Origin of the sequence: Alteribacter salitolerans, from assembly GCF_016901055.1 — a bacterium.
Lineage (GTDB): Bacteria > Bacillota > Bacilli > Bacillales > Salisediminibacteriaceae > Alteribacter > Alteribacter keqinensis.
Window position 1 is genome coordinate 200,738 of sequence record NZ_JAFEUX010000003.1, and the last position, 21,321, is coordinate 222,058.

Consider the following 21,321-nt stretch of genomic DNA (forward strand, 5'->3'; position numbering starts at 1 on the left):
TAGAAAAACGAAAAACCAAACGGTCTGTTCCGCCTGGTTTTTCTTATTGTAAACGCTGTTAGTTTATGGTTTGCTGTGGGACAGAAGCAAGTTTGCCAATGGACAGATGGAGTACTCTCCGCCAACTGCTTTTTTCTAAAAGAGGTCACGAAGCAGGAGTGCCTGAGACTCCTGCGGTTGCAGGGGCCAGGCAAGACCCCGCAGAGCGCCACCTCGAGAAGGCTTGCCAGCACCACCGCGGAAAGCGAAAGGCACGCAGGCTTTGTCTGGATTTTACATGAAAGGATTAACAACAAGGTTATTTCTTAACCCCTTTTAAGAAATGAAGCAGGGCCTGGCGGTGCTCGTCGGACTTTCCGGCCTGCTGCTGGCCTTTTCGCTCTTCTTCCAGCACATCGTCAAGGCTCAGGTGAAGCCCGCACTTCATGTTGTTTTTCATATTGGAATAGGCGGTCGGGGGCGCCTGTTTCAGCGTCTCCATAAGCTGATCCGGGTTACCGATCCGGTGAATCAGTCCAATTCTGTAAGCTTCCTCCGCACTAATTGATTCACCGAGAGAGAGCTCAAGAGCTTTGGACAACCCGATCAGCCTCGGCAGAAAGTAAGAGGCACCCGCATCAGGAACAAGTCCGATTTTCATAAAGCTCAAGGCCAGTTTCGCATCGTGCTCCGCAACCCTGAAATCACAGGCAAGAGCGATGCTGAGTCCGGCACCGACTGCTGTTCCATTTAAGTAGGCAACGGTCGGCTTGTTTATGGCGTCAAGAAGTCTTACAAGCTTATTATACGTACGTTCAAGATATTCCCCGTGGTCAAAATGTTCCAGCTTCTCTACCGGGATGCTTTTTAAGTCGGCCCCGCTGGAAAACGAACCGTTTGTGCCCTGGAGTACGATGACACGCACGTTTTCATCAGAGCGCGCTTCCTGAAGGCAGTCAAACAATTCTTCGTGCATTTTTTCATTGATCGCATTTTTTACTTCGGGGCGGTTCAGGGTGATTGTACCTGCACAGTTACCCACTTCATAAGCTAATGTTTGATAAGACATGTCGTTTCCACTCCTTCAAAAGGTTAAATTGCCCGTCCGACTAGCGTACCGTCGTAAATCGCTTTTTTTGCATCAAGTCCGAGTGCGTGCTTCGCGCCACCGATGATGTGAACGGTTTTTCCCTGCGATTCGAGCGTTTCCGCAAGGGCGTTATTGACGAGCTGACCGCTGGCTAAAAGAACGGAATCAGCCGGTACAGTCTGCTCGTTCCCGCCTGCGCTGATGACTACACCGTTTTCGTTAATCTCTTTGTACTCCAATCCGCCAATCATCTGAACCTTATTCTGCTTAAGTTCCATCAATGTTGTCCATCTGGTCGTTTTTCCGATTCCCCTGGCGAAGGTTTTGCCCCGCTGGAGAAGGGTAATCGATTCGACACCTTTCTTTTTCAAGTAGAGGGCGAGGTCACAGGCAATTCCGCCGCCTCCGATAATTACTGCCGTTTTGCCGACAGTGGCTTTTCCATCGAACACGTCCCGGTAACTGGCCACGTTTTCCCGATCCACCCCTGGAATCTCCGGTATTCTAGGTGTAATGCCTGTAGCAAGGATCACTTCGTCTGCTTTTTGCAAAAGAGAGTCCTGATCGGTGAGGCGGTGTCCGAGCACGACGTTAACTCCCAGGAGACGAAGCTGTACATCAAAGTAGCGAAGGGTTTCATAAAACTCTTGTTTCCCTGGAATCCGCTTGGAGTAGTTCAGCTGCCCGCCTATTTCCTCTTTTTCATCCACGAGGGTGACTGAATGACCCCGCTCAGCGGCCACCCTTGCTGCTTCAAGCCCAGCAGGTCCTGCTCCGACAACGAGAATGTTTTTCTGGTTAGAAGTCGGCTTCAATGTAAGCTCCGTTTCCCGTCCTGCCTCAGGATTCACGAGACACGTAGCCGTTTTCCCTTCAAACACATGGTCAAGACAAGCCTGGTTACAGGCAATACACGTGTTGACCTCATCATGGCGGCCTTCCCGCGCCTTCGTAAGGATCTTAGGGTCTGCCAGGAACGGCCGAGCCATGGAAATCAGGTCAACGGTGCCTTTTTCAAGAAGTTTCGCTCCGTCCCGGGGGTCGTTGATCCGGTTGCTGGCCACAACTGGAATGGAGACAGCTTTCTTAATTTTTTCAGCCACAGGGACGAACTGCAGGCGGGGTACCTTCATGGAAATGGTCGGCACTCTCGATTCGTGCCACCCAATCCCGATGTTTAAAACGTCGGCGCCGGCTTTTTCAATGGCTTTTGCCCAGGCGAGTGTTTCCTCTTCAGACGTGCTGTTGTCCACAAGATCAAGGCCTGACATCCTGAAAATAACCGGGAAGTCTTCTCCCACTTGTTCCCGTACCGCTTCGGTAATTTTCAGAGAGAAGGCGATGCGGTTTTCAAAACTCCCGCCCCATCGGTCCGTCCGTTTATTTGTAGCAGGGGAGGTAAACTGGTTGATCAGGTAGCCTTCCGAACCCATAATTTCAACAGCGTCAAAGCCGGCTGCTTTGGCACGGCGTGCACCCTGGGCGAAGTCATTAATCGTTCTTTCCACATCGGCGTCAGAAAGGGCCACGGGAGGGTCCGGGTTAATCGGCGCCTGAATGGCAGAAGGGGCAACCGGATCCTGCCCGATCATCATTTTGTACGCATAGCGTCCTGCATGAAAAAGCTGAAGAGCGATCCGGCCTCCTTCTTCGTGGACACCTGCCGTCAGAGGCTTCCAGCGTTCGATGTCGTCTTCGTGGTCAATCATCATAAAATCAAGACCGCCGCTTCCTTCACGGTTTACAGCGGCACCGCCTGTTACAATTAATCCTACATGGTGGCGGGCGCGAAGTTTGTAAAACTCCGTCAGCTTTTCGATTCCATTTTCCAATCCTTCAAGTCCTACGTGCATCGATCCCATCATGACACGGCTTTTCAGTGTAAGGTTGCGGATCGTAAGCGGCTGAAATAAAGCATCACAGGCCATAAGAGTCCTCCTTGTTTTTTTTGGTTAATAGTCAAAATAATGAGAAAATGAGTGATTATTCATTCATTATACTGAAGTTTCCCGGCCGGAACAATGAATAGGTGAAATTTAGGAAGTTCGGTTCAAGCATATAGGTGAATGAAATGAGTGTGGCACGGGTAAAAGAGAACTGAGGATGTCTGAAAATTAGAACTTTGTGAAGAATTGATCACAACAATTTATTTTTTTAAACGAAAGGAGTATCCTTATGGATAAAGGTCAGAATAGGTATGAAAACAAGGAGGAATCATTGTGAGCAACTTATTTAGAGGCATTTTGGAAAAAGTGAAGGCACACAACCCGACGATCGTTTTCCCGGAAGGAACGGACGAGCGTATTATTGAAGCAACAGCGCGGCTAAAGAAAGACGGGGTTCTTAAGCCGGTACTGGTTGGAAATAAAGAGGAAGTTACCAAAAAAGCAGGTGAGATCGGGGTTTCTGTAGATGGAATTGAGATCTTCGACCCGGAAACGTACGAGCACTTCGAAGAGCTTGTTGAAGCTTTCGTTGAGCGTCGTAAAGGAAAAGCGTCCCACGATGATGCACGCCAGATTCTGAAGTCTCCAAACTACTTCGGAACCATGCTCGTTTACCTGGACAAAGCACACGGTCTGGTCAGTGGTGCGGCCCACTCAACAGGTGACACGGTCCGTCCGGCACTTCAGATCATCAAAACAAAAGAAGGCGTGAAAAAGACGTCCGGCGTGTTTGTAATGGTGAAAAACGAAGAGAAGTACATTTTCGGTGACTGTGCGATTAACATTGCCCCGGACAGCAGCGATCTTGCAGAAATTGCTATTGAAGCGGCGAAAACAGCTCGGGTCTTTGATATCGATCCAAAGGTAGCGATGCTCAGCTTCTCAACAAAAGGTTCAGCGAAAAGCCCTGAGACAGAGCGCGTGGTAGATGCGACTCAAATCGCAAAAGAGCGTGAGCCGGAATTGACACTGGACGGCGAATTCCAGTTTGACGCAGCCTTTGTTCCGTCTGTGGCAGCGAAAAAAGCTCCGGACTCTCCGTTGAATGGAGAAGCGAACGTGTTTGTTTTCCCAAGCCTTGAAGCAGGGAACATCGGCTACAAAATTGCCCAGCGTCTCGGAAACTACGAAGCGATCGGACCGATCCTGCAGGGCCTTAACAAACCTGTGAACGATCTATCCCGCGGCTGTAACGTAGAAGATGTCTACAAGCTCGCTTTAATCACTGCCATGCAGGGACTTTCTGAATAATACGGTTGATGCAGTCTCACCCCGGTGCGGGTGGGGCTGTTTTTTTGTCTTGGGAAGGACAGCCAGGGGCTAAACGTAAAATACTGGTGCTTAAGTGTAAAAAGAGGAGTGGAAAGTGTAAAAAGACAACTGCTAACCGTAAAAAGAGTGTTCCTAAGTGTAAAAAACCAAAGACTAAACGTAAAATCCCCCAGCCCCCCCTCCAAGTAAATGTAATAACCGCCCCGCCCCTAACAGGCGAAGCGGCTGCGGCTGCGCTATTTCATCAATTTCTCATTTCTCTTAACCATCCTCGCGAGGTTCTCCTCATAGACGTCCCACTGCTCCATGCCGAGGCTCAGGTTGCCGAGTTCATCTGAATACTCCTTCAACGTAAGAAGCATCGAATGAAGAAGCCCGTCTACGTTTAACCGCTCCCCTGTGAGTTCCTCAAGGGACGCCATCCGTTCAGGCACAATGCGGGGGTACGTAAACTTCGACTCTTCTCCGCCCGCACTAACCTCATAAAAGCGGCGGACGAGGTCGGCCCGTTCACTGCCGCTCCCTGTTACAGCGAGATAAATCTGAACAGCAACACCGCCGCGAAGCCTACGCTGGGAAATGCCGGCGAACTTCTGTCCGCCGACACTCAGGTCGTAACGTCCCGGACAGTAACTTTCCGCAATTTCCCCGTCCACAATCTCAAGCCCGCAGCCACGGAACCAGTACCGCACAAATTCGACCATTGCTTCATAGCCGCTGTCAATACTCAGGCGCTTCTCATCTTTAAAGATCAGGCTCACATTCAGCACGCCTTCATCGAGAACAACGGCAAGGCCGCCGGAATTTCGCACGATTACGTCAAAACCTTCTGTACGTAAAAAATCAATCCCTTTGTCAATATAGGGAAGCCGGCTGTCCTGAATACCGAGGACGATGGTCCGGTCGTGAACCCATGTCCGTGCAATGCCCCAGTCTGCTTCAGCGGACACGAGACGGCAGAGGGTGTCATCCATGGCAAACGAGTGCATCGGATTTTCGCTCAAACCTGTGATGGATTCATCCATTACGTACCAGCTGTTTCTATGTAAAATACTCATTGTGTTTTCTCCTTCAGATACATTAATCAAACGGTTAAATTATATCACAAAATGGACAAGGTTACCGTTGCATTCGCCTGTCTCTGCATAGTAAAATACACGATAGCGGCAAAAAAGCCTTAACTAAAAATTGAAAATAAAGTGGTGGTTAAAGTGGCAAATGAATTTCGCATCTGTGACGATTGTCAGGCCACAAATATCCAGACACTCGTTCCAAAATTAAAGGAACTGGATCCCGAAGCTGACATAAAAGTAGGGTGCCAGGCCTATTGCGGACCGGGGCGGAAAAAAGTCTTTACCTTCGTAAACGACAGGGCAGTTGCCGGTCTCAGCGAAGAGCAGCTGATTGATAAAGTTCAAAAACGAATGAAAAAATAAAAGGTACATCCGATGAGGAGGGGGTACCGGGGGAAAGCACCTCCGGCAGGCGCCCTCCTTTCTATTGCTCTGAACTCATACAATTCCTGTAAAAACCTCCACAAATATCGACAAAAAGTTCCTTTTTCCTATTGTTCTTTAGTATAATAAGAACATGGAATTGAACGGTACAGAAGACATATACAACACAGAATGACAGCTGCCCCAGGAGTGCGGAAGGCATCGAAAAAGTTCAGTCTATAACTTTTCCGGTGCCTTCTAAGCAATGAGCGTAACGGTTGCATTTTTTAAAAGCCTGGTACGAGCGGGTTTCTCGTAACCGAGTGGAGCCATTGCAACTCAAATAAAAGGCACTGAAAAAGTTGTTTTTACTTTTTCAGTGGTCTCAGAGCAGGAAAGGAGCCTTTCATGACCGGCCCATTTAAAAAATTAAGTGAAGAAAAGGTGTTTAAAGATCCGGTTCACCGCTATATTCATGTGCGCGACGAATTAATCTGGAAGCTGATCGGAACGAGAGAATTTCAGCGTCTGCGCCGGGTCAGACAGCTTGGAACGACATACGTAACGTTTCACGGTGCAGAACATACGCGTTTTAATCACTCACTTGGGGTATATGAAATTATGCGCCGTATGGTTGAAAATATAGAGGAAAAAGAAAACTGGGACCCGGAAGAGCGTCTTGTCTGTCTGAGTGCCGCCCTTCTTCATGACGTAGGACATGGTCCATTTTCCCACTCCTTCGAGAAAGTGTTCCACACCGATCATGAGCACTGGACCCGTGAGATCATTCTCGGGCAGACGGAAATCAATGCTGTATTAAGAACAATCAGCGATGCTTTTCCTCAAAAGGTTGCAGATGTGATCGGAAAAACATACGACAATAAACTCGTGATCAGCCTTATTTCCAGCCAGATTGATGCCGATCGTATGGATTACCTTCAGCGGGATGCCTTTTACACTGGTGTGAGTTACGGTCACTTTGACATGGAACGGATTTTACGTGTTATGAGACCGACAGAAGATCAGGCTGTGTTTAAGTACAGCGGTATGCATGCGGTGGAGGATTATATTATGAGCCGCTACCAGATGTACTGGCAGGTCTATTTCCATCCGGTGACAAGAAGTGCTGAAGTGATTTTGAGTAAGATCCTGCATAGAGCCAAACACCTTTATGAAGAAGGCTACTCATTTAAAGACGAGCCCCGTCATTTCATCTCCCTTTTCTCAGGGAGTATTACGCTGGAAGACTACCTGAAGCTTGATGAAGCGGTTATTATGTATTATTTCCAGATGTGGCAGGAAGAAGACGATTCAATATTGAAGGACTTGTGCGACAGGTTTATGGATCGCCGTCTGTTTAAATACGTGGAATGCGATCCGAGCACCCAGATGAAAATCTGGCCGGAGCTTCTTCAGTTATTTAAAGAAGCAGGCATCGATCCGGCTTACTATCTCGTTATCGACTCATCTTCAGACCTTCCCTATGATTTTTACCGTGGGGGAGAAGATGAGGAACGGCTGCCGATCCACCTGCTTATGCCGGGGGGAGAGCTTCGTGAATTGTCCCGTAAATCAGATGTCGTAGAGGCCATTTCGGGTAAAAAGAGAACCGACCACAAGTTGTACTTTCCAAAAGACTTTCTCGATGACGACAGTACACATAAAGAGATAAAGAATAGAATTAAGACTTTACTTATGACTCAGGGGGGATAACCATGCTTAACGAGCATGCAAAACTGCTGTCACTTATTCAGCAGGCTGGCGAAATCGTCGGGCGTAAAAAACTTCAGAAAATCGTATACATCGTCAAGAAGCTCGACCTTCCTTTTTACGAAAAATACCAGTTCAGAATGTACGGACCTTACTCCGAGGAGCTGTCTGTCCGTATGGAGGAAATGCGGGATCTCGGATTTATATCAGAGGTGAAAGAAGACAAAAGCAGCTATCACCAGTTTCGCTACTCTCTGACTGAAAAAGGAGAAGAGTTTCTGACAATCTCAGACTTTGAGTTTCCGGATCCTAAAGAAATGCTTGACGATCTAAACAGCAAAAGCTCCCGATTCCTGGAGCTTGTATCCACAATGTTTTATTTTGAAGATTTATCCAATGAGGAAATTAAGCAAAAGGTGTTTACAATCAAGGCGAAACAAAACTACACTGAAGAAGAAGTAGAAGAGGCCTTCAGTTATATCAAGGCTCTTCGCCAAACAAAAGTAAACTAACGGTTTGCTTTTTAGAGGAGAGTGTTATTTTTGTATATCGTCCACTCAGTTGTCACGATTCCGGAAGAAAAATCAGACGAAGTAATCGGACTTTATCAAAACCGCTCCAAGCTGGTTGATGAAGCAAAAGGATTTATCTCCTTCAAGCTTCTTCAGAACCGCCATAAACCAGGTGAGCTTACGGTACAAATGGAGTGGGAAACAGAGAAGGATTACACCGACTGGATCCGGAGTGATGATTTCAAACGGATACATGAACTGGAAAAGAAATATCCGGATAAAGAACTGGCTAATGTAAAAGCGCGGGTTCATCAATACAAGGTGGTGGCGACGTGATCTCCCAGGCAGAAGAAGAGCGTATCGCCATAAAGCTGACCGACCGTTTTTACGAAGAATACGGGGAAATGCTTAAGAAGTTTGGTGACCGTGGCAGGACGCATACAAAGAATGACATTCATCATCATTTTAACTATTTAAAAACAGCTCACGAACTTAACAATAAAACAACCTTTACAGACTATGCGATCTGGCTGAACACTGTTCTTACAAGCCGTGGCGTTCCTACTGAGCTGCTTGAGAAAAACTTTCAGTGGCTTATTGAAGAGTTTGAAAATCATGACGACCCGGAAGTGTTTTACATTGAAACACTTGAGCTTGCTTTACAAGAACTTCGTGAAGTTGAACAGCATCATAAATAACGCAAAGACGACCGCAGCGGGTCGTCTTTTTGTGCAGATCGGGTTATGGCATCACATCGCTGATCCGTTCACCGTTTACTCCGTAGTTGGCCGGGGACATTTCTTCAATAATCACGGCGACTTTCTCCCGGGGAGCCCCTGTTGTTTCTGAAACAGCATCAGTAACCTTTTTTACGAGTTCACGCTTTTGGTCGTCAGTACGGCCTTCAATCATTTTTACTGTAACGTATGGCAATGTTCATCCATCCTTCCTCATGATAGGTCGATCGTTTAATACACTAATAGACGTTCTTGTTTCACTTTAAACCGAATGACGCCATTCGTCACGTTTTTTACCGCCAATGCCATGCAAGATTGAAATTGAATATGATAAACTAAACGAAACGCTGTTTTCGTAAACATTGTTGCTTCTATAAAAGTAATGAAGAAGCCGAAGTGTCCGAGACTCCTGTGGCATTGGAGGCTTGCCTGCACGGCCACGGAAAGCGAAGGGTGCGAAGGCTTAAACAATTATCTCGGAAAAAGATAGCAACAATTTATATGGAAACAACTAAACGAAATGACGTTCGAATGGAGGATGATTATGAATAACTTGTTTGATGATAATAAAGGTAAAAAGCGCGGACAGGGCTTTAATATATTGAGTTCAGATTCTACTGATGGGCACGGAGGCTACGGTTCCGGGGTCCTTAACCTGAACAACATGTCTCCGGTTTTCATCGATGTACAGGAAGGAGAAGCCTTTGTGGATATGGGGGCGCTCCACGCAAGAAGCTCGGTGGAGAAAGGGATTAAGTTTCTTCGTGAAAAAGACCAGGTACCAAACGGGAAGCCGTACTGGCTTGTCTGGGTAACCGTGGAAGACAAGGGGGACGGCCCTTTTTACCATGGGGTAACTGCATGTGAACTTACTGTGAACCGTGAAATCCGCCGGGGATATAAAAGCCTTCCCGAGCACGTAAACAACATGGACCGCTCACTTAAAGGGCGCGTCATCATTAGTCATATGGATGAGAAATCAAAAAGCGTGCTTGCTGGTTTCCTCGAAGGGCATAACAAAGAGGTCTGGGACCGTTCACCGGATTCATTGAAAGAAGGGCTTAGAGCTGAATAAAAGCAACCGCAAATGTGAACGTCTTGTGAACAAATCTTAAAACGTCAGAAATGTCTCTTGCGATTTTCACACGAAGTTTGTAAACTTAGACTTACGTGTCTGACACACACAATATACTAAGACAAAAAGACAAGCGAAGGGAATGCCAACCCTTCGCTTGTCTTTTTTTGTACACAAAATAATGCTGGAATTATGGGCTGTTGCCGCGGGAATGCTTTCTGCGGCAACAGCAGAGCTTTAGGAGCCCGCTGAAAAAGTCAAAGTGCGTTAAATTCAACATTCTTTGGGCTCGAATTGCAGTAAAAAACGGGTTTTGATTCTTTAATGTGCTAAAGATCATTGTTGTTATAAAAAGTGTGTTGATTGGAGCGAATGCGCGACACTCCTGCGGGAGGAGCGAGTTCCGGGGAGACCCCGGAAGCGCAAAGCGAGGCCACTGAAAAGTACAAACCAACTCTTTCAGTACCTTTTATTTAAGTGGCAATGGCTCCATTCGGTTGCTCGCCTGCTACGAGAAACCCACTCATAACAGGCTTTTAAAACATGCAACCGTTCCGCTCATTGCTTAGAAGGCACTTAAAAAAGTTAAAGACCGAACTTTTTCAGTGCCTTCCGCAAAGCGCTGAGGATCGAACCGCCCGCGGAAAATGCAATGAGCGGAAATCAACACCTTACCTTTCTGAAACCTGATTAATCAAACCACTTAAAGAAACGGTCGATGAAGCTTGACGGTTCTTCATCGGGTTCTGCTGCTTTTTTACCCGGCTCCCGTCCTTCCTTGTGATCCGTGCAGTACTCTGTCGGCTCTGTTCCCTGAAGGAAATAGGAGGTCCGCTGTATTGGGCACGCATCTGTGGCAAGCTTCCCGTTCAATGGGTTGATGTCGACTCCGACAACATTCGGCGGCTGCTCAAATGGCAGGATCAGCTCATCCTCCAGCGCTTCACGCATGAACTGGGCCCAGATTCGTTTTGAATACAGTCCCCATTCATTGGATGATGGCAGGTTGCTAAGCTGTTTGTCATTTCCTATCCATACCCCTGTCAGCAGCTGCGGCGTATAGCCGATCATCCAGCTGTCATGAGTAGTGGATCCGCTTTTTCCTGCGATAGGACGGTTCAGAAGATGAATCAGGCTGCGCCCGGTTACCGCAGTACCGGAACGTGGATCATTCAGCCCCATTTCAAACATCCCATGCATCATATCGGTCATTAAAAATGCGTAAGCCGGATCGATGACTCTGGACGGTTCGTTCTCCGCCCGGTAAAGCTCATTTCCATTCCGGTCGACAACACGGGTCACAAGGGTCGGTTTTACTCCGTAACCTCCGTTGGCAAACGGGCTGTAAGCGTTGGTCATCTCAATGACACTCACATCGGCAGCTCCGAGCGCGAGTGAAGGAACCGGACTGACAGGACTTTCAATGCCAAATCGCTTGACGGTATTTACAAGCGTGTCGAACCCTAGAAGGAAGTGGGTTTTCATCGCATAGATATTGTCTGATACAGCGAGTGCCTGCATCATCGTCACGTTGTCTTCCGCGTAACGGTCGTTGAAGTTTTTAGGCGAATAGGTTTTTCGTCCATAGTCATATACGAAATCCGTTGCTTCAATTTTAAATTGCGTATTTGGTCTGAAGCCTTCCTCCAGCGCTGCATAATATAGAAGGGGCTTCATCGTGGATCCGGCCTGTCTTCTTGCCTGGGTTGCCCGGTTGAATGAGCTTTCCTGATAATCCCGGCCCCCGACCATGGCCTTCACGTAACCGGTCCTTGGATCCATTGCTACAAAAGCGACCTGTAAATCATAGGGTCCTGCCATTTCCTTTTCGATCCAGTCCTCGGCGAGGCGCTGCTGTTCCTGGTCCAGGGTCGTGTGGATTTCAAGACCGGAAGAATGGATGGCAGCAGCGTCCATTTCCAGTTCTTCTTCCAAAAAGGTCTGTACAGCGTCTTGAAAATAAGGGGCTGTTCTTTTACCCTGAAAGTCACTGAACGCTTCCGGTTTAACAACTTCCCCGGAAGCCCGGGCGTACTCTGCCTGTGTAATGCTTTCAGTATCCAGCATGGCTTTTAGGACAATGGCTTGTCTCCCACTTGCCTGGGTGGGGTTGTTGTGCGGTGAGTAAAGCCCCGGTCCTTTTGGAATTCCTGCTAGCATGGCGGCCTCAGCGACGGAAAGTTCTGAAGCAGGCTTACCGAAATAAAAGTTGGCTGCGGCTTCGATGCCGTAAGCACCGTGCCCGTAATAAATCGTATTTAAATAACCCTCAAGGATTTCTTCTTTCGTATAATGCATCTCAAGCCTCAAAGCGTACATCGCTTCGTTAAGCTTTCTCACCCACGTTTTATCATGAGTCAGATACAGGTTCCGGGCGTACTGCTGGGTGATTGTACTCGCGCCCTGGAGTTTTGAGCCGGCTGTCACGTTTGTCATCGCGGCTCTGGCGATTCTGAGCATATCAAACCCGTGATGATCATAAAACTTCCTGTCCTCAATGGCAACTGTGGCGAGAAGAATGTTGTCGCCCATCTCCTCAAGAGGGATCCAGTGCCGGTTCTGCCCTTCATGCTGCTCACCGATGACTTCACCGTCTGCGGAGTAAATCACCGTTGTTTCAGGAACTGAAAGGGATGGTGCCCCCAACTGATAAACGTAGCCAAGGAGAATGGCGGTAACGACCAGCTTACTGACCATAGAGAATAACCATAATCGAATAAGCTGGCGCAGGGGCCTGCTTTTTTTGCGCTGCTCTGTCCTTGTTCTGATTTCCATCCCTTTTCACCTCATTAGCGGTAAATATAAGAGTGCTTTCCACAGTTTTCCACAAAGGTGAGGGAGATATACATAGGGAGCAGGGGACTTTTGAGGAAAGGGAGTGTGGATTAAGGAAACAGGATTTACAGTAAGGAATCGAGCCTGTGTTTTAAGGAAAAAGCATGGAGGAATAGGGGGTTATCTTCAGGAATTGGCTAACCGGAGTAAGGAATAATCGTTTGTATTAAATAAAACGTTGTTTTAAGGGGAAAAGATCGGCGGAGGGAGTTTTCAGGATAAAGTAAAGATTGTTCAGGGTATATGTTTTTTGTCAGGAAAAACAGCTGATAGTTCAGGATATTTTTCATTAGTCAGGATAAAGAGCGGATTCTTCAGGAAAACCCCCAACCACCCGTCTCCGATGTCCTCCACCCTTCGAAAAACTCCATAAAAACTATTCCCATTTCAAAAAGGATCGGCTATACTTCAATAGATTAGAACATCATCCACCGCCCAAAGCCTGTCCGGTGCAAGTTTTACAGCGTGCCTGGTTACGTTAAAGATGTTTACAAAAAAGGCGCGGCGTGAAATCAATAAATAAGATCCACACATACTTAAAGAGGTGAAAGTTTTGTCTATTTGGTTTACAGAAAAGCAGACGAAAGATTTTGGTATAACAGCACGCATTAAAAAGACGTATCACAGTGAAAAAACAGACTTCCAGCAGCTCGACATGGTGGAAACCGCTGAGTTTGGCAACATGCTTCTTCTTGACGGCATGGTCATGACAACGGAAAAAGACGAGTTTGTCTACCATGAAATGGTGGCACACGTACCGCTATTTACCCACCCGGATCCGAAAAACGTCCTTGTTGTGGGCGGCGGTGACGGCGGCGTGATCCGTGAGATTCTGAAGCACCCGTCAGTGGAAAGAGCAACGCTTGTTGAAATCGACGGAAAGGTTATTGAGTACTCTAAAGAATTCCTGCCGTCCATTGCCGGGAAACTGGAAGATCCCCGTGTAGAGGTAAAAGTAGACGACGGGTTTATGCACATTGCGAAAAGTGAAGCAGACTATGACGTGATCATGGTCGATTCCACCGAGCCTGTTGGCCCTGCTGTGAACCTGTTTACAAAGGGGTTTTATGAAGGAATCGCAAAAGCCCTTAAAGAAGACGGCGTGTTTGTAGCCCAGACGGACAACCCTTGGTTCCACCAGGACCTGATCCGTAACGCCTACCGTGACGTAAAAGAAACGTTCCCGATTACCCGTCTTTACACAGCGAACATTCCAACGTACCCAAGCGGACTCTGGACGTTTACGATCGGATCAAAGAAACACGATCCTCTTGAAGTGGCGGAAGACCGTTTTCATGAGCTTGATACAAAATACTACACAAAAGATATCCACCGTGCAGCGTTCGTGCTGCCGAAATTCGTGGAAGATCTCTTGAAATAAGGAGGCCTTTTCATGTTTTTTGACCAAGGCTACTCCGGTCGTGTATTCATTATGGGGGACCGTTCCTACGAAGAGAGCAATATCGTTATTTTTGGCATGCCGATGGACTATACTGTGAGCTTCCGTCCCGGTTCAAGGTTCGGGCCGAACCGTGTCCGTGAAGCATCCATCGGACTTGAAGAGTACAGTCCGTATATGGATCGTCATTTAGAAGACGTGAAGTATCATGATGCAGGGGACATGCTGCTGCCGTTCGGGAATGCAGCGAAAAGTCTCGATATGATTGAGCAGTATGCCGAGCAGCTGATCACTGACGGAAAATTCCCGCTCGGAATTGGCGGAGAGCATCTTGTGACGTGGCCGATTATCCGTGCTATGCACAAAGAGTATGATGAGCTTGCTGTTATTCATATCGATGCCCACGCGGACCTTCGTGAGGAGTACGAAGGGGAGGAGCTCTCCCATTCAACTCCGATCAGAAAAACCTGTGAGCTGATCGGACCGGGGAACGTATACTCATTCGGGATCCGCTCGGGTATGCGTGAAGAGTTTCAGTATGCAAAAGAGAGCGGCATGCACATGAGCAAGTTTGAAGTGGCTGCACCTCTTAAAGAGGTTCTGCCAACCCTCAAAGGGCGTCCGGTCTATGTAACCATTGACATTGACGTGCTTGACCCGGCATTTGCACCGGGAACGGGAACGGCGGAAGCAGGAGGGATTTCCTCCAAGGAGCTTCTCGAAGCCATCCAGGCGATTGCCCACTCCGGCATCAACGTGGTCGGCTGTGACCTTGTTGAGGTGTCACCGCCTTATGATCCGTCCGACCAGACAGCGATTGCTGCAAGCAAATTCATCCGCGAAATGATTTTAGGCTGGCCAAAAAAATAATCACTCTCCAGCTGAAAATACCCGCATCAAAACATTGCAAAAGGCACGAAGAACTGTTCTTCGTGCCTTTCAGTGTGGTTACCAGGATGAAAAGTGACCGGCAAAAATGACAAATATCTGATACAAAAGAAAAAAAGCACAGGCAAGATACACGACCCATCGTTTTCTTTTTTGTCTATAGTTGTTGGTCATACTTACTAAAAACCACATTCCAAGATAAAAGAAAACGGCAGAACTAATAACCTCGATACCGTCTAATCCAATCTGATACATGGAAATGATAAATATAACGAAGAATATCCCGCCGAGACCAAGCACTTTTAATGTTTTTGTATTCATTTTATCCATTGTCTCGGTCCTTTTTTGTACATCACGGTCTGCTCTCAAGACGACTCACTCCTCCAAGTTACAGTTTCCATACTTCGTTAATTATTCTTTACGGTTAAAGCCTCTCAAAGTTTCAAGTTTTAACGGCAGTCAAGCTTAACTGTTATTAAACACTCTCAATGATTATGCCGGAATGTGTAATATCCTCTCTTGTATTTTCCAAATCCATTCCCTGCACAATATAGGGGCCATGAAAGAAAAAGTCATTTTAAAGAACGTAGTGGTGATTACCAGAACCCCGCACCTTGAATAATAGGGGTGAAATCAGCTATAATACTTAAGTTATAAGGTTTTTTTAAAGTGTTAATGATAGACATATAACGAAAGTTCGGTGACAGAAATGGAAGGACTTCTAGTCCATATTCATATGAAAACACAAATACATGACCAGGGTCGTAAGGAAACGAACACGGTCAAAGCAACAGGTCGTCTCATGTCCAAAGGGCAGGTAACCTACCTTCGTTTTGAAGAACCTGCTGAAGAGGGCATTGATAAAACGATGCAGACCGTAAAGGTGCAGCAAGGGGAAATGTCGGTGATCCGAAAAGGAGCCGTCAATATGAACCAGCGCTTTGTAACCGGCGTCGAAACGGAAGGGACGTACCACAGCCCGTACGGCCCTATGCGGATGCTCACGGATACAAAAAACGTCCGGTTTTTGTGGGACGAGTCCGCAAGCAAAGGGGAAATACAGCTCAGCTACGCCCTCACACTCCAAGGGGAATTTGCAGGGGATTATGAGATGCGCGTGACATTAAAGGAGGACAAAGAAAGACAATGAGCCAAGTAGAGGAAATGAAACAGCTATTAAAAGATGAAATTAAGCAGTCGGTAATCAGCGCAGGCCTCGCTTCGGAAGAGGAGATTCCAGAGCCGGTCATTGAGCTGCCTAAGGACAAGGCCCACGGAGACTATGCAACAAACATGGCCATGCAGCTTGCACGGGTGGCTAAAAAAGCACCTCGGATGATCGCAGAGGAAATGGCTGCGAACTTTAATAAAGAGCGTGCCCATGTTAATAAGATCGACATTGCAGGACCGGGATTTATGAACTTCTTCATGGATAACAGCTATTTGAGCGATGTGGTCCGTACCGTACTTGAAAAAGGGGACGACTACGGCCGTACGAACTTTGGCGGGGACAAGTCCATCCAGGTGGAGTTTGTATCCGCAAACCCTACAGGAACCCTTCACTTAGGTCATGCCCGGGGCGCTGCCGTCGGTGATTCTCTTTGCAATATCCTGGATAAGGCTGGCTATGATGTGGCCCGTGAATATTACATCAACGATGCCGGCAATCAGATAGAAAACCTCGCTGTAAGTCTTGAAACGCGTTACCTGGAGGAGCTTGGGGAACAAGCCGAAATGCCAGAAGACGGATACCGGGGACAGGATATTATCGGCTTTGCGAAAGAAATCGTTGAAGTTTACGGAGACCGTTTCCAAGATGTTCCCCGTGAAGAGCGTCTTGATTTCTTCCGCGAATACGGTCTGAAGCGCGAGCTGGATAAATTAAAAGAGGATCTGGCAAGTTTCCGGGTCAACTTTGACAACTGGTACTCTGAAACATCTCTTTACACAACAGGCAAAGTGGAAGCCATTCTTGAAGAGCTTCAGGAAAAAGGGGAGACGTATGAAAAAGACGGCGCCCTCTGGTTCGAATCTACAAAATACGATGACGATAAAGACCGTGTTCTTGTAAAAGGTGACGGATCCTATACTTACCTGACACCGGATATTTCCTACCACAAAGACAAGTTTGCCCGTGGCTTTGAAGAACTGATCAACATCTGGGGTGCTGACCACCACGGCTACATCCCCCGAATGAAAGCAGCGGTTCAGGCTCTTGGCTACGACCGCGACCAGCTTGGTGTACAGATCATTCAAATGGTAAACCTGTTCCAGGACGGGGAACGAGTGAAGATGAGTAAACGTACAGGAAAAGCCGTTACCATGCGCGACTTGATGGAAGAGGTAGGCACGGATGCCACACGCTATTTCTTCGCTATGAGAGCAGCAGACACCCACATGGATTTTGATATGGATCTGGCTGTTTCCAAGTCCAACGAAAACCCGGTTTACTACGTGCAGTATGCCCATGCACGCATTTGCAGTATGATCAGACAGGCAAAAGACGCTGGATTTGAGGCCGATCCGTCTGTTGACCTGACTTGCTTAAGCAGTGAAAAAGAACTCGATCTCCTGAAAAAAGTCGGCGAATTCCCTGAAGTCGTCAGTGACGCTGCAGACAAACGCGCACCGCACCGCGTAGCCAATTACGTATTCGACCTTGCCCAGGCACTGCACAGCTTCTACAACGCTGAAAAAGTAATCAACGAAGACGACGCAGACCTCACAAAAGCCCGCCTGGCGCTCATGGAGTCAGTCCGTATTACACTAGCCAATGCACTCGCCCTAATCGGCGTATCCTCACCCGAGAAAATGTAAGAGGAAAACGGGAAGGTCGAACTTAACCTTCCCGTTTTCCGAAGCGATGAGCGAAGCCGCTGCTGTGTTTTGAAGGCTGAGAGGCGCATTTCCTGTCAGCCGCGCAGCGAGCGGAGCCATTGCAAAAGAATGAAGGTCGAACTTAACCTTCCCGTTTTCCGAAGCAATGAGCGAAGCCGCTGCTGTGTTTTGAAGGCTGAGAGGCGCATTTCCTGTCAGCCGCGCAGCGAGTGAAGCCATTGCAAAAGAATGAAGGTCGAACTTAACCTTCCCGTTTTCCGAAGCGATGAGCGAAGCCGCTGCTGTGTTTTGAAGGCTGAGAGGCGCATTTCCTGTCAGCCGCGCAGCGAGCGGAGCCATTGCAAAAGAATGAAGGTCGAACTTAACCTTCCCGTTTTCCGAAGCAATGAGCGAAGCCGCTGCTGTGTTTTGAAGGCTGAGAGGCGCATTTCCTGTCAGCCGCGCAGCGAGTGAAGCCATTGCAAAAGAATGAAGGTCGAACTTAACCTTCCCGTTTTCCGAAGCAATGAGCGAAGCCGCTGCTGTGTTTTGAAGGCTGAGAGGCGCATTTCCTGTCAGCCGCGCAGCGAGCGGAGCCATTGCAAAAGAATGAAGGTCGAACTTAACCTTCCCGTTTTCCGAAGCAATGAGCGAAGCCGCTGCTGTGTTTTGAAGGCTGAGAGGCGGGTTACCTGTCAGCCACGCAGCGAGCGGAGCCATTGCAAGAGAATGAAGGTCGAACTTAACCTTCCCGTTTTCCGAAGCAATGAGCGAAGCCGCTGCTGTGTTTTGAAGGCTGAGAGGCGCATTTCCTGTCAGCCGCGCAGCGAGTGAAGCCATTGCAAAAGAATGAAGGTCGAACTTAACCTTCCCGTTTTCCGAAGCAATGAGCGAAGCCGCTGCTGTGTATTGAAGGCTGAGAGGCGGGTTACCTGTCAGCCGCGCAGCGAGCCCGGAAGATCTATAATGTAAGAGGCGCCGGAGGAGAATTCCCCGCTGGCAGCCTCTTTTATTTTCCTCAAGTATAGATGTACGGACCTCTTTCTGGTACGATAAAGGGTGTCTATAAGTAAAGCGCTTACGTACATACTAATAATAAGATAAAATTGTGTTGAAAAGGGTGAACCGCATGCAGGAGATATTCATGGCTTTAATTGCAGGCCTTGTAGTAGGGTTTGTTTTTGCACTTATCAAGCTTCCAATCCCGGCACCGCCGGCTATAGCAGGAATCGTAGGGATTTTCGGGATTTACCTCGGCTACAAGCTGTTCAGCTTCGTATCAGGTTATTTCGCATAGAAAACAGGGTGGACAAAGAGGCAGCTGCTTCTCTGTTCAGCCTGTTTTTATATATATGGAGTGATAAATGGCAGATATATCTTCAAAAATGATCGATATGTTCGCAAAGGGAGGACAGTCCATGTCGTGTGGACACTCGACAGACGAATATCCGTAAAAGGAGCCAAGTCGATGAATAAAAGAACAAACTCGATGAACAACTCGACGAAGGTGATGAACAACTGCTTAAACCGGCAAAACGCCCCCCCTCGAGAAGATCATTGTTTATTTTTTGAACAGTTAATTGCAGCGGATGCGTGACACTCCAGCAGGACCAGGAGGCTCACCGGCACCCCTCGGAAAGGAAGAGCAATTGAGCGGAAATCAACACCAGAGTTCAACAGAGTAAATTTATAAACATATTAATAATACACTCTGAAATGAGACACTATAAGAGTGATTATTAACGAGGGTGGTGGATTGGATGCCGTGGACATGTGATCGGGATCAGGCGGGTATTTACTATGAAATAAAGGGGCGTGGTCCGTCCATTTTATTTATTCATCCACCCAGCATGGGGCATGTGACATTCCGCAATCAGACTGAAGCACTGGTGGATTCTCATACCATTTTGGTTATTGATATAAGAGGGAACGGACGAAGCGGACTTGATGACACGCCTTTGTCCATGGAGCTTCTGGCAGATGATATAAGAAGGGTTCTCGACCACGCCGGTATCCGCCGGACATTTATCTGCGGCTATTCAAATGGAGGGTCCATCGTTCAGGAATTCTGTATCCGCTATCCCGAGAGAACAAGAGGAATGATTCTCCTCGGAGGTTTTTCCGAAGTAAACAGCTTCCTGCTGCGAAATGAATTCCGTTCAGGCATAGTGGCAGCACGGCTGAAAAAGATGCGGACCATATCAGAAGTTCTTGCAGCTGCTCACGAAAAAGGCGGGAAAAGAAAAGAACTGGCGGAATATGTACGCCGCACATCACCTTCCTTACTGGCAGATCTTTACGAACTGGGGCTCCACTATAAGTCAACAGACAGGCTGCATCACATCACCTGTCCGGTCCTTCTCGTCTATGGTCAGTGGGACTACTACGTACATCATTACCGGTTTATTTTCCAGAAGAAGCTTAAGGTCCCTTGCGATGTTATTTTTATCGGGAAAGCGACCCACCAGCTGCCTACAAAGCATTCAAAAGTACTGAACCACGTTCTCCATGAGTTTATTGTTAAATCGATTAAGAATGAACGGAAAAAGCGCGTACAACAATAAAGAAAGCATGACAAAAGCGCCCAGGGCATCATTGTTTCCTGAGCGCTTTTTACATACTTCATCTGTTGGTCCCCACACAGACAACTATTTTTTATACTCAATAGATGCACCTGACGTTCGTTTTACGCCGCGCACTTTCGATATGTCTTCCATAAAGGCGAGAAGAGCCTTGTCTTTCTGCTTGGCTTCAATCATGACGTCGAAGTCCGTATCAAACTGGCGCATCGTTTCAAGAAACGGTCTCACAAACGAGGTATCAAGTCCTTCGGCGTGTGAACGGGACCGCTCGCCGTCCTTAGGAGAAGAAAGATGAACTTTGGGTCTGAGCCCGGTTGCTTCCCACGTCTCCAAAACTTTAGGCAACGTTTCCTCCAAAGGCTCTGCCCCCGGGTAAACAACATGGTGATGGTAGTCAAAGACAAGAGGGAGGCTTTCCTTTTTGCAGATAAGAAGCACATCGTTTGTGTGATAGGATTTGTCGTCATTTTCAATCATAAGCCTGTTTTTCAAGTGGGACGGAATGTCGTTTATGTTTTTTGTGAAACGCCTGACTGCCGTTTTTTTATCCCCGTATGTACCTCCTACATGGAGAACGAACCGGCACTCCTGAAGACCCATAGCCTCAGCCATCTTATGGTGGTAGGTGAGATCCTCAACAGCCCTATCAGTGACGTCCTGTTTTTCAGACGTGAAGAGGGTAAACTGATTTGGGTGAAAACTTGTCCGGATGCCATGATTCCTCACGAGTTCACCAATCTCTGCCCATTTTTTCTTGAATGGCGTTACATAATCCCACGCAGCTTCGGGGTGGGTGGCGAGAGGGACCATTGATGAGGAAAACCGGAACAGTTCAATTTCGTGGGCCATGCAGTAATGGACTGCACGCTTTGTGTGAGCGATGTTCCTAGCGGTGATCTGATGGAGTTTTTCAATGCGGTCTGCTTTAGACAGTCTTTTAGCATGTGCCCATGTTGTTGTATGAGCAGGGGAAGCATTCCATAACGAAAGGGCATGTGAGACAAAACCAAACCGAATGATCATGAAAAACCTCCTTCTTCCGG

The 21,321-nt window shown here is 47.6% G+C and carries 22 protein-coding genes; 14 read left to right on the forward strand and 8 right to left on the reverse strand.

Annotated features, from left to right (window positions below; genetic code table 11):
* Window positions 1–298: 298 nt before the first annotated feature.
* On the reverse strand, window positions 299–1,048 hold the full coding sequence (locus tag JSY36_RS07155; RefSeq protein ID WP_205165853.1) for an enoyl-CoA hydratase/isomerase family protein: 750 nt from the start codon (window positions 1,046–1,048) through the stop codon (window positions 299–301).
* 23 nt (window positions 1,049–1,071) lie between these two features.
* On the reverse strand, window positions 1,072–2,997 hold the full coding sequence (locus JSY36_RS07160) for an oxidoreductase (RefSeq protein ID WP_205165854.1): 1,926 nt from the start codon (window positions 2,995–2,997) through the stop codon (window positions 1,072–1,074).
* A gap of 291 nt (window positions 2,998–3,288) precedes the next feature.
* Here JSY36_RS07160 and pta point away from each other — a divergent pair, with 291 nt between their 5' ends.
* Window positions 3,289–4,266, forward strand: a complete 978-nt coding sequence (gene pta, locus JSY36_RS07165) for a phosphate acetyltransferase (RefSeq protein WP_205165855.1) — start codon at window positions 3,289–3,291, stop codon at window positions 4,264–4,266.
* A gap of 257 nt (window positions 4,267–4,523) precedes the next feature.
* Here pta and JSY36_RS07170 read toward each other — a convergent pair whose 3' ends face one another.
* Window positions 4,524–5,345: a lipoate--protein ligase family protein gene (locus JSY36_RS07170; RefSeq protein WP_205165856.1), complete on the reverse strand. Its 822-nt coding sequence runs from the start codon at window positions 5,343–5,345 to the stop codon at window positions 4,524–4,526.
* Window positions 5,346–5,498: 153 nt separating this feature from the next.
* Here JSY36_RS07170 and JSY36_RS07175 point away from each other — a divergent pair, with 153 nt between their 5' ends.
* The 5 genes from JSY36_RS07175 (at window position 5,499) to JSY36_RS07195 (ending at window position 8,643) form a co-directional block, all read left to right on the forward strand.
* A complete protein-coding gene (locus tag JSY36_RS07175; RefSeq protein WP_122899703.1) occupies window positions 5,499–5,723 on the forward strand; it encodes a YuzB family protein in 225 nt (74 codons plus the stop codon).
* 408 nt (window positions 5,724–6,131) lie between these two features.
* Window positions 6,132–7,436: an HD domain-containing protein gene (locus tag JSY36_RS07180; protein WP_205165857.1), complete on the forward strand. Its 1,305-nt coding sequence runs from the start codon at window positions 6,132–6,134 to the stop codon at window positions 7,434–7,436.
* A gap of 2 nt (window positions 7,437–7,438) precedes the next feature.
* Window positions 7,439–7,945: a YwgA family protein gene (locus JSY36_RS07185; protein WP_205165858.1), complete on the forward strand. Its 507-nt coding sequence runs from the start codon at window positions 7,439–7,441 to the stop codon at window positions 7,943–7,945.
* A gap of 30 nt (window positions 7,946–7,975) precedes the next feature.
* Window positions 7,976–8,281, forward strand: a complete 306-nt coding sequence (locus tag JSY36_RS07190) for an antibiotic biosynthesis monooxygenase family protein (protein ID WP_122899697.1) — start codon at window positions 7,976–7,978, stop codon at window positions 8,279–8,281.
* A complete protein-coding gene (locus JSY36_RS07195) occupies window positions 8,278–8,643 on the forward strand; it encodes a hypothetical protein (RefSeq protein WP_122899695.1) in 366 nt (121 codons plus the stop codon). The genes JSY36_RS07190 and JSY36_RS07195 overlap by 4 nt, the downstream gene beginning before the upstream one ends.
* A 43-nt stretch (window positions 8,644–8,686) precedes the next feature.
* Here JSY36_RS07195 and JSY36_RS07200 read toward each other — a convergent pair whose 3' ends face one another.
* A complete protein-coding gene (locus tag JSY36_RS07200; protein ID WP_122899693.1) occupies window positions 8,687–8,878 on the reverse strand; it encodes a 2-hydroxymuconate tautomerase in 192 nt (63 codons plus the stop codon).
* A gap of 348 nt (window positions 8,879–9,226) precedes the next feature.
* On the opposite strand from JSY36_RS07200, the gene JSY36_RS07205 reads away from it, so the two are divergent.
* The gene (locus tag JSY36_RS07205) at window positions 9,227–9,757 is read left to right on the forward strand and encodes a YwhD family protein (protein ID WP_205165859.1); all 531 of its coding nucleotides are present in this window, start codon (window positions 9,227–9,229) and stop codon (window positions 9,755–9,757) included.
* Between the two features lie 690 nt (window positions 9,758–10,447).
* Here the strand turns inward: JSY36_RS07205 and JSY36_RS07210 are convergent.
* Complete coding sequence (locus JSY36_RS07210; protein ID WP_205165860.1) at window positions 10,448–12,532, reverse strand: transglycosylase domain-containing protein; 2,085 nt, start codon at window positions 12,530–12,532, stop codon at window positions 10,448–10,450.
* 613 nt (window positions 12,533–13,145) lie between these two features.
* Between JSY36_RS07210 and speE the strand changes: the two genes are divergently transcribed.
* Together speE and speB are read left to right on the forward strand one after the other, a co-directional pair.
* Window positions 13,146–13,973 (forward strand): spermidine synthase, encoded by an 828-nt coding sequence (gene speE, locus JSY36_RS07215; protein WP_122899687.1) that lies wholly within the window; start codon window positions 13,146–13,148, stop codon window positions 13,971–13,973.
* Between the two features lie 12 nt (window positions 13,974–13,985).
* Window positions 13,986–14,861 carry an agmatinase gene (gene speB, locus JSY36_RS07220; RefSeq protein ID WP_205165861.1) on the forward strand — a complete coding sequence of 292 codons (876 nt, stop codon included), beginning with the start codon at window positions 13,986–13,988 and terminating at the stop codon, window positions 14,859–14,861.
* 78 nt (window positions 14,862–14,939) lie between these two features.
* Here the strand turns inward: speB and JSY36_RS07225 are convergent, their stop codons facing one another.
* Complete coding sequence (locus JSY36_RS07225) at window positions 14,940–15,248, reverse strand: hypothetical protein (RefSeq protein WP_122899683.1); 309 nt, start codon at window positions 15,246–15,248, stop codon at window positions 14,940–14,942.
* Between the two features lie 340 nt (window positions 15,249–15,588).
* On the opposite strand from JSY36_RS07225, the gene JSY36_RS07230 reads away from it, so the two are divergent.
* Both JSY36_RS07230 and argS read left to right on the forward strand, forming a co-directional pair.
* Complete coding sequence (locus tag JSY36_RS07230) at window positions 15,589–16,029, forward strand: YwiB family protein (protein WP_205165862.1); 441 nt, start codon at window positions 15,589–15,591, stop codon at window positions 16,027–16,029.
* Window positions 16,026–17,696, forward strand: a complete 1,671-nt coding sequence (gene argS / locus JSY36_RS07235) for an arginine--tRNA ligase (protein ID WP_205165863.1) — start codon at window positions 16,026–16,028, stop codon at window positions 17,694–17,696. The genes JSY36_RS07230 and argS overlap by 4 nt, the downstream gene beginning before the upstream one ends.
* Here the strand turns inward: argS and JSY36_RS07240 are convergent.
* On the reverse strand, window positions 17,679–18,536 hold the full coding sequence (locus tag JSY36_RS07240; RefSeq protein ID WP_205165864.1) for a hypothetical protein: 858 nt from the start codon (window positions 18,534–18,536) through the stop codon (window positions 17,679–17,681). The two genes, argS and JSY36_RS07240, sit on opposite strands and share 18 nt — an antisense overlap.
* A gap of 289 nt (window positions 18,537–18,825) precedes the next feature.
* On the opposite strand from JSY36_RS07240, the gene JSY36_RS07245 reads away from it, so the two are divergent.
* The 3 genes from JSY36_RS07245 to JSY36_RS07250 all read left to right on the forward strand — a co-directional run bounded on the left by JSY36_RS07245 (window position 18,826) and on the right by JSY36_RS07250 (window position 20,260).
* A complete protein-coding gene (locus tag JSY36_RS07245) occupies window positions 18,826–18,993 on the forward strand; it encodes a XapX domain-containing protein (protein ID WP_122899675.1) in 168 nt (55 codons plus the stop codon).
* 171 nt (window positions 18,994–19,164) lie between these two features.
* A complete protein-coding gene (locus tag JSY36_RS20650; protein ID WP_272873270.1) occupies window positions 19,165–19,293 on the forward strand; it encodes a hypothetical protein in 129 nt (42 codons plus the stop codon).
* A 163-nt stretch (window positions 19,294–19,456) separates the two neighbouring features.
* A complete protein-coding gene (locus JSY36_RS07250; RefSeq protein WP_205165865.1) occupies window positions 19,457–20,260 on the forward strand; it encodes an alpha/beta fold hydrolase in 804 nt (267 codons plus the stop codon).
* A gap of 84 nt (window positions 20,261–20,344) precedes the next feature.
* Here the strand turns inward: JSY36_RS07250 and uvsE are convergent, their stop codons facing one another.
* The gene (gene uvsE / locus JSY36_RS07255) at window positions 20,345–21,301 is read right to left on the reverse strand and encodes a UV DNA damage repair endonuclease UvsE (RefSeq protein ID WP_205165866.1); all 957 of its coding nucleotides are present in this window, start codon (window positions 21,299–21,301) and stop codon (window positions 20,345–20,347) included.
* Window positions 21,302–21,321 lie beyond the last annotated feature (20 nt).

Excerpts from the sequence above, each read along its gene's own strand:
- JSY36_RS07210 (WP_205165860.1), bottom strand. The coding sequence starts at position 12,532 with ATGGAAATCAGAACAAGGACAGAGCAGCGCAAAAAAAGCAGGCCCCTG.
- JSY36_RS07245 (WP_122899675.1), top strand. The coding sequence starts at position 18,826 with ATGCAGGAGATATTCATGGCTTTAATTGCAGGCCTTGTAGTAGGGTTT.
- speB (WP_205165861.1), top strand. The coding sequence starts at position 13,986 with ATGTTTTTTGACCAAGGCTACTCCGGTCGTGTATTCATTATGGGGGAC.
- JSY36_RS07155 (WP_205165853.1), bottom strand. The coding sequence starts at position 1,048 with ATGTCTTATCAAACATTAGCTTATGAAGTGGGTAACTGTGCAGGTACA.
- JSY36_RS07250 (WP_205165865.1), top strand. The coding sequence starts at position 19,457 with ATGCCGTGGACATGTGATCGGGATCAGGCGGGTATTTACTATGAAATA.
- JSY36_RS07180 (WP_205165857.1), top strand. The coding sequence starts at position 6,132 with ATGACCGGCCCATTTAAAAAATTAAGTGAAGAAAAGGTGTTTAAAGAT.
- JSY36_RS07240 (WP_205165864.1), bottom strand. The coding sequence starts at position 18,536 with ATGGCTTCACTCGCTGCGCGGCTGACAGGAAATGCGCCTCTCAGCCTT.
- JSY36_RS07230 (WP_205165862.1), top strand. The coding sequence starts at position 15,589 with ATGGAAGGACTTCTAGTCCATATTCATATGAAAACACAAATACATGAC.
- JSY36_RS07160 (WP_205165854.1), bottom strand. The coding sequence starts at position 2,997 with ATGGCCTGTGATGCTTTATTTCAGCCGCTTACGATCCGCAACCTTACA.
- JSY36_RS07205 (WP_205165859.1), top strand. The coding sequence starts at position 9,227 with ATGAATAACTTGTTTGATGATAATAAAGGTAAAAAGCGCGGACAGGGC.
- uvsE (WP_205165866.1), bottom strand. The coding sequence starts at position 21,301 with ATGATCATTCGGTTTGGTTTTGTCTCACATGCCCTTTCGTTATGGAAT.
- argS (WP_205165863.1), top strand. The coding sequence starts at position 16,026 with ATGAGCCAAGTAGAGGAAATGAAACAGCTATTAAAAGATGAAATTAAG.
- JSY36_RS20650 (WP_272873270.1), top strand. The coding sequence starts at position 19,165 with ATGAATAAAAGAACAAACTCGATGAACAACTCGACGAAGGTGATGAAC.
- JSY36_RS07185 (WP_205165858.1), top strand. The coding sequence starts at position 7,439 with ATGCTTAACGAGCATGCAAAACTGCTGTCACTTATTCAGCAGGCTGGC.
- JSY36_RS07170 (WP_205165856.1), bottom strand. The coding sequence starts at position 5,345 with ATGAGTATTTTACATAGAAACAGCTGGTACGTAATGGATGAATCCATC.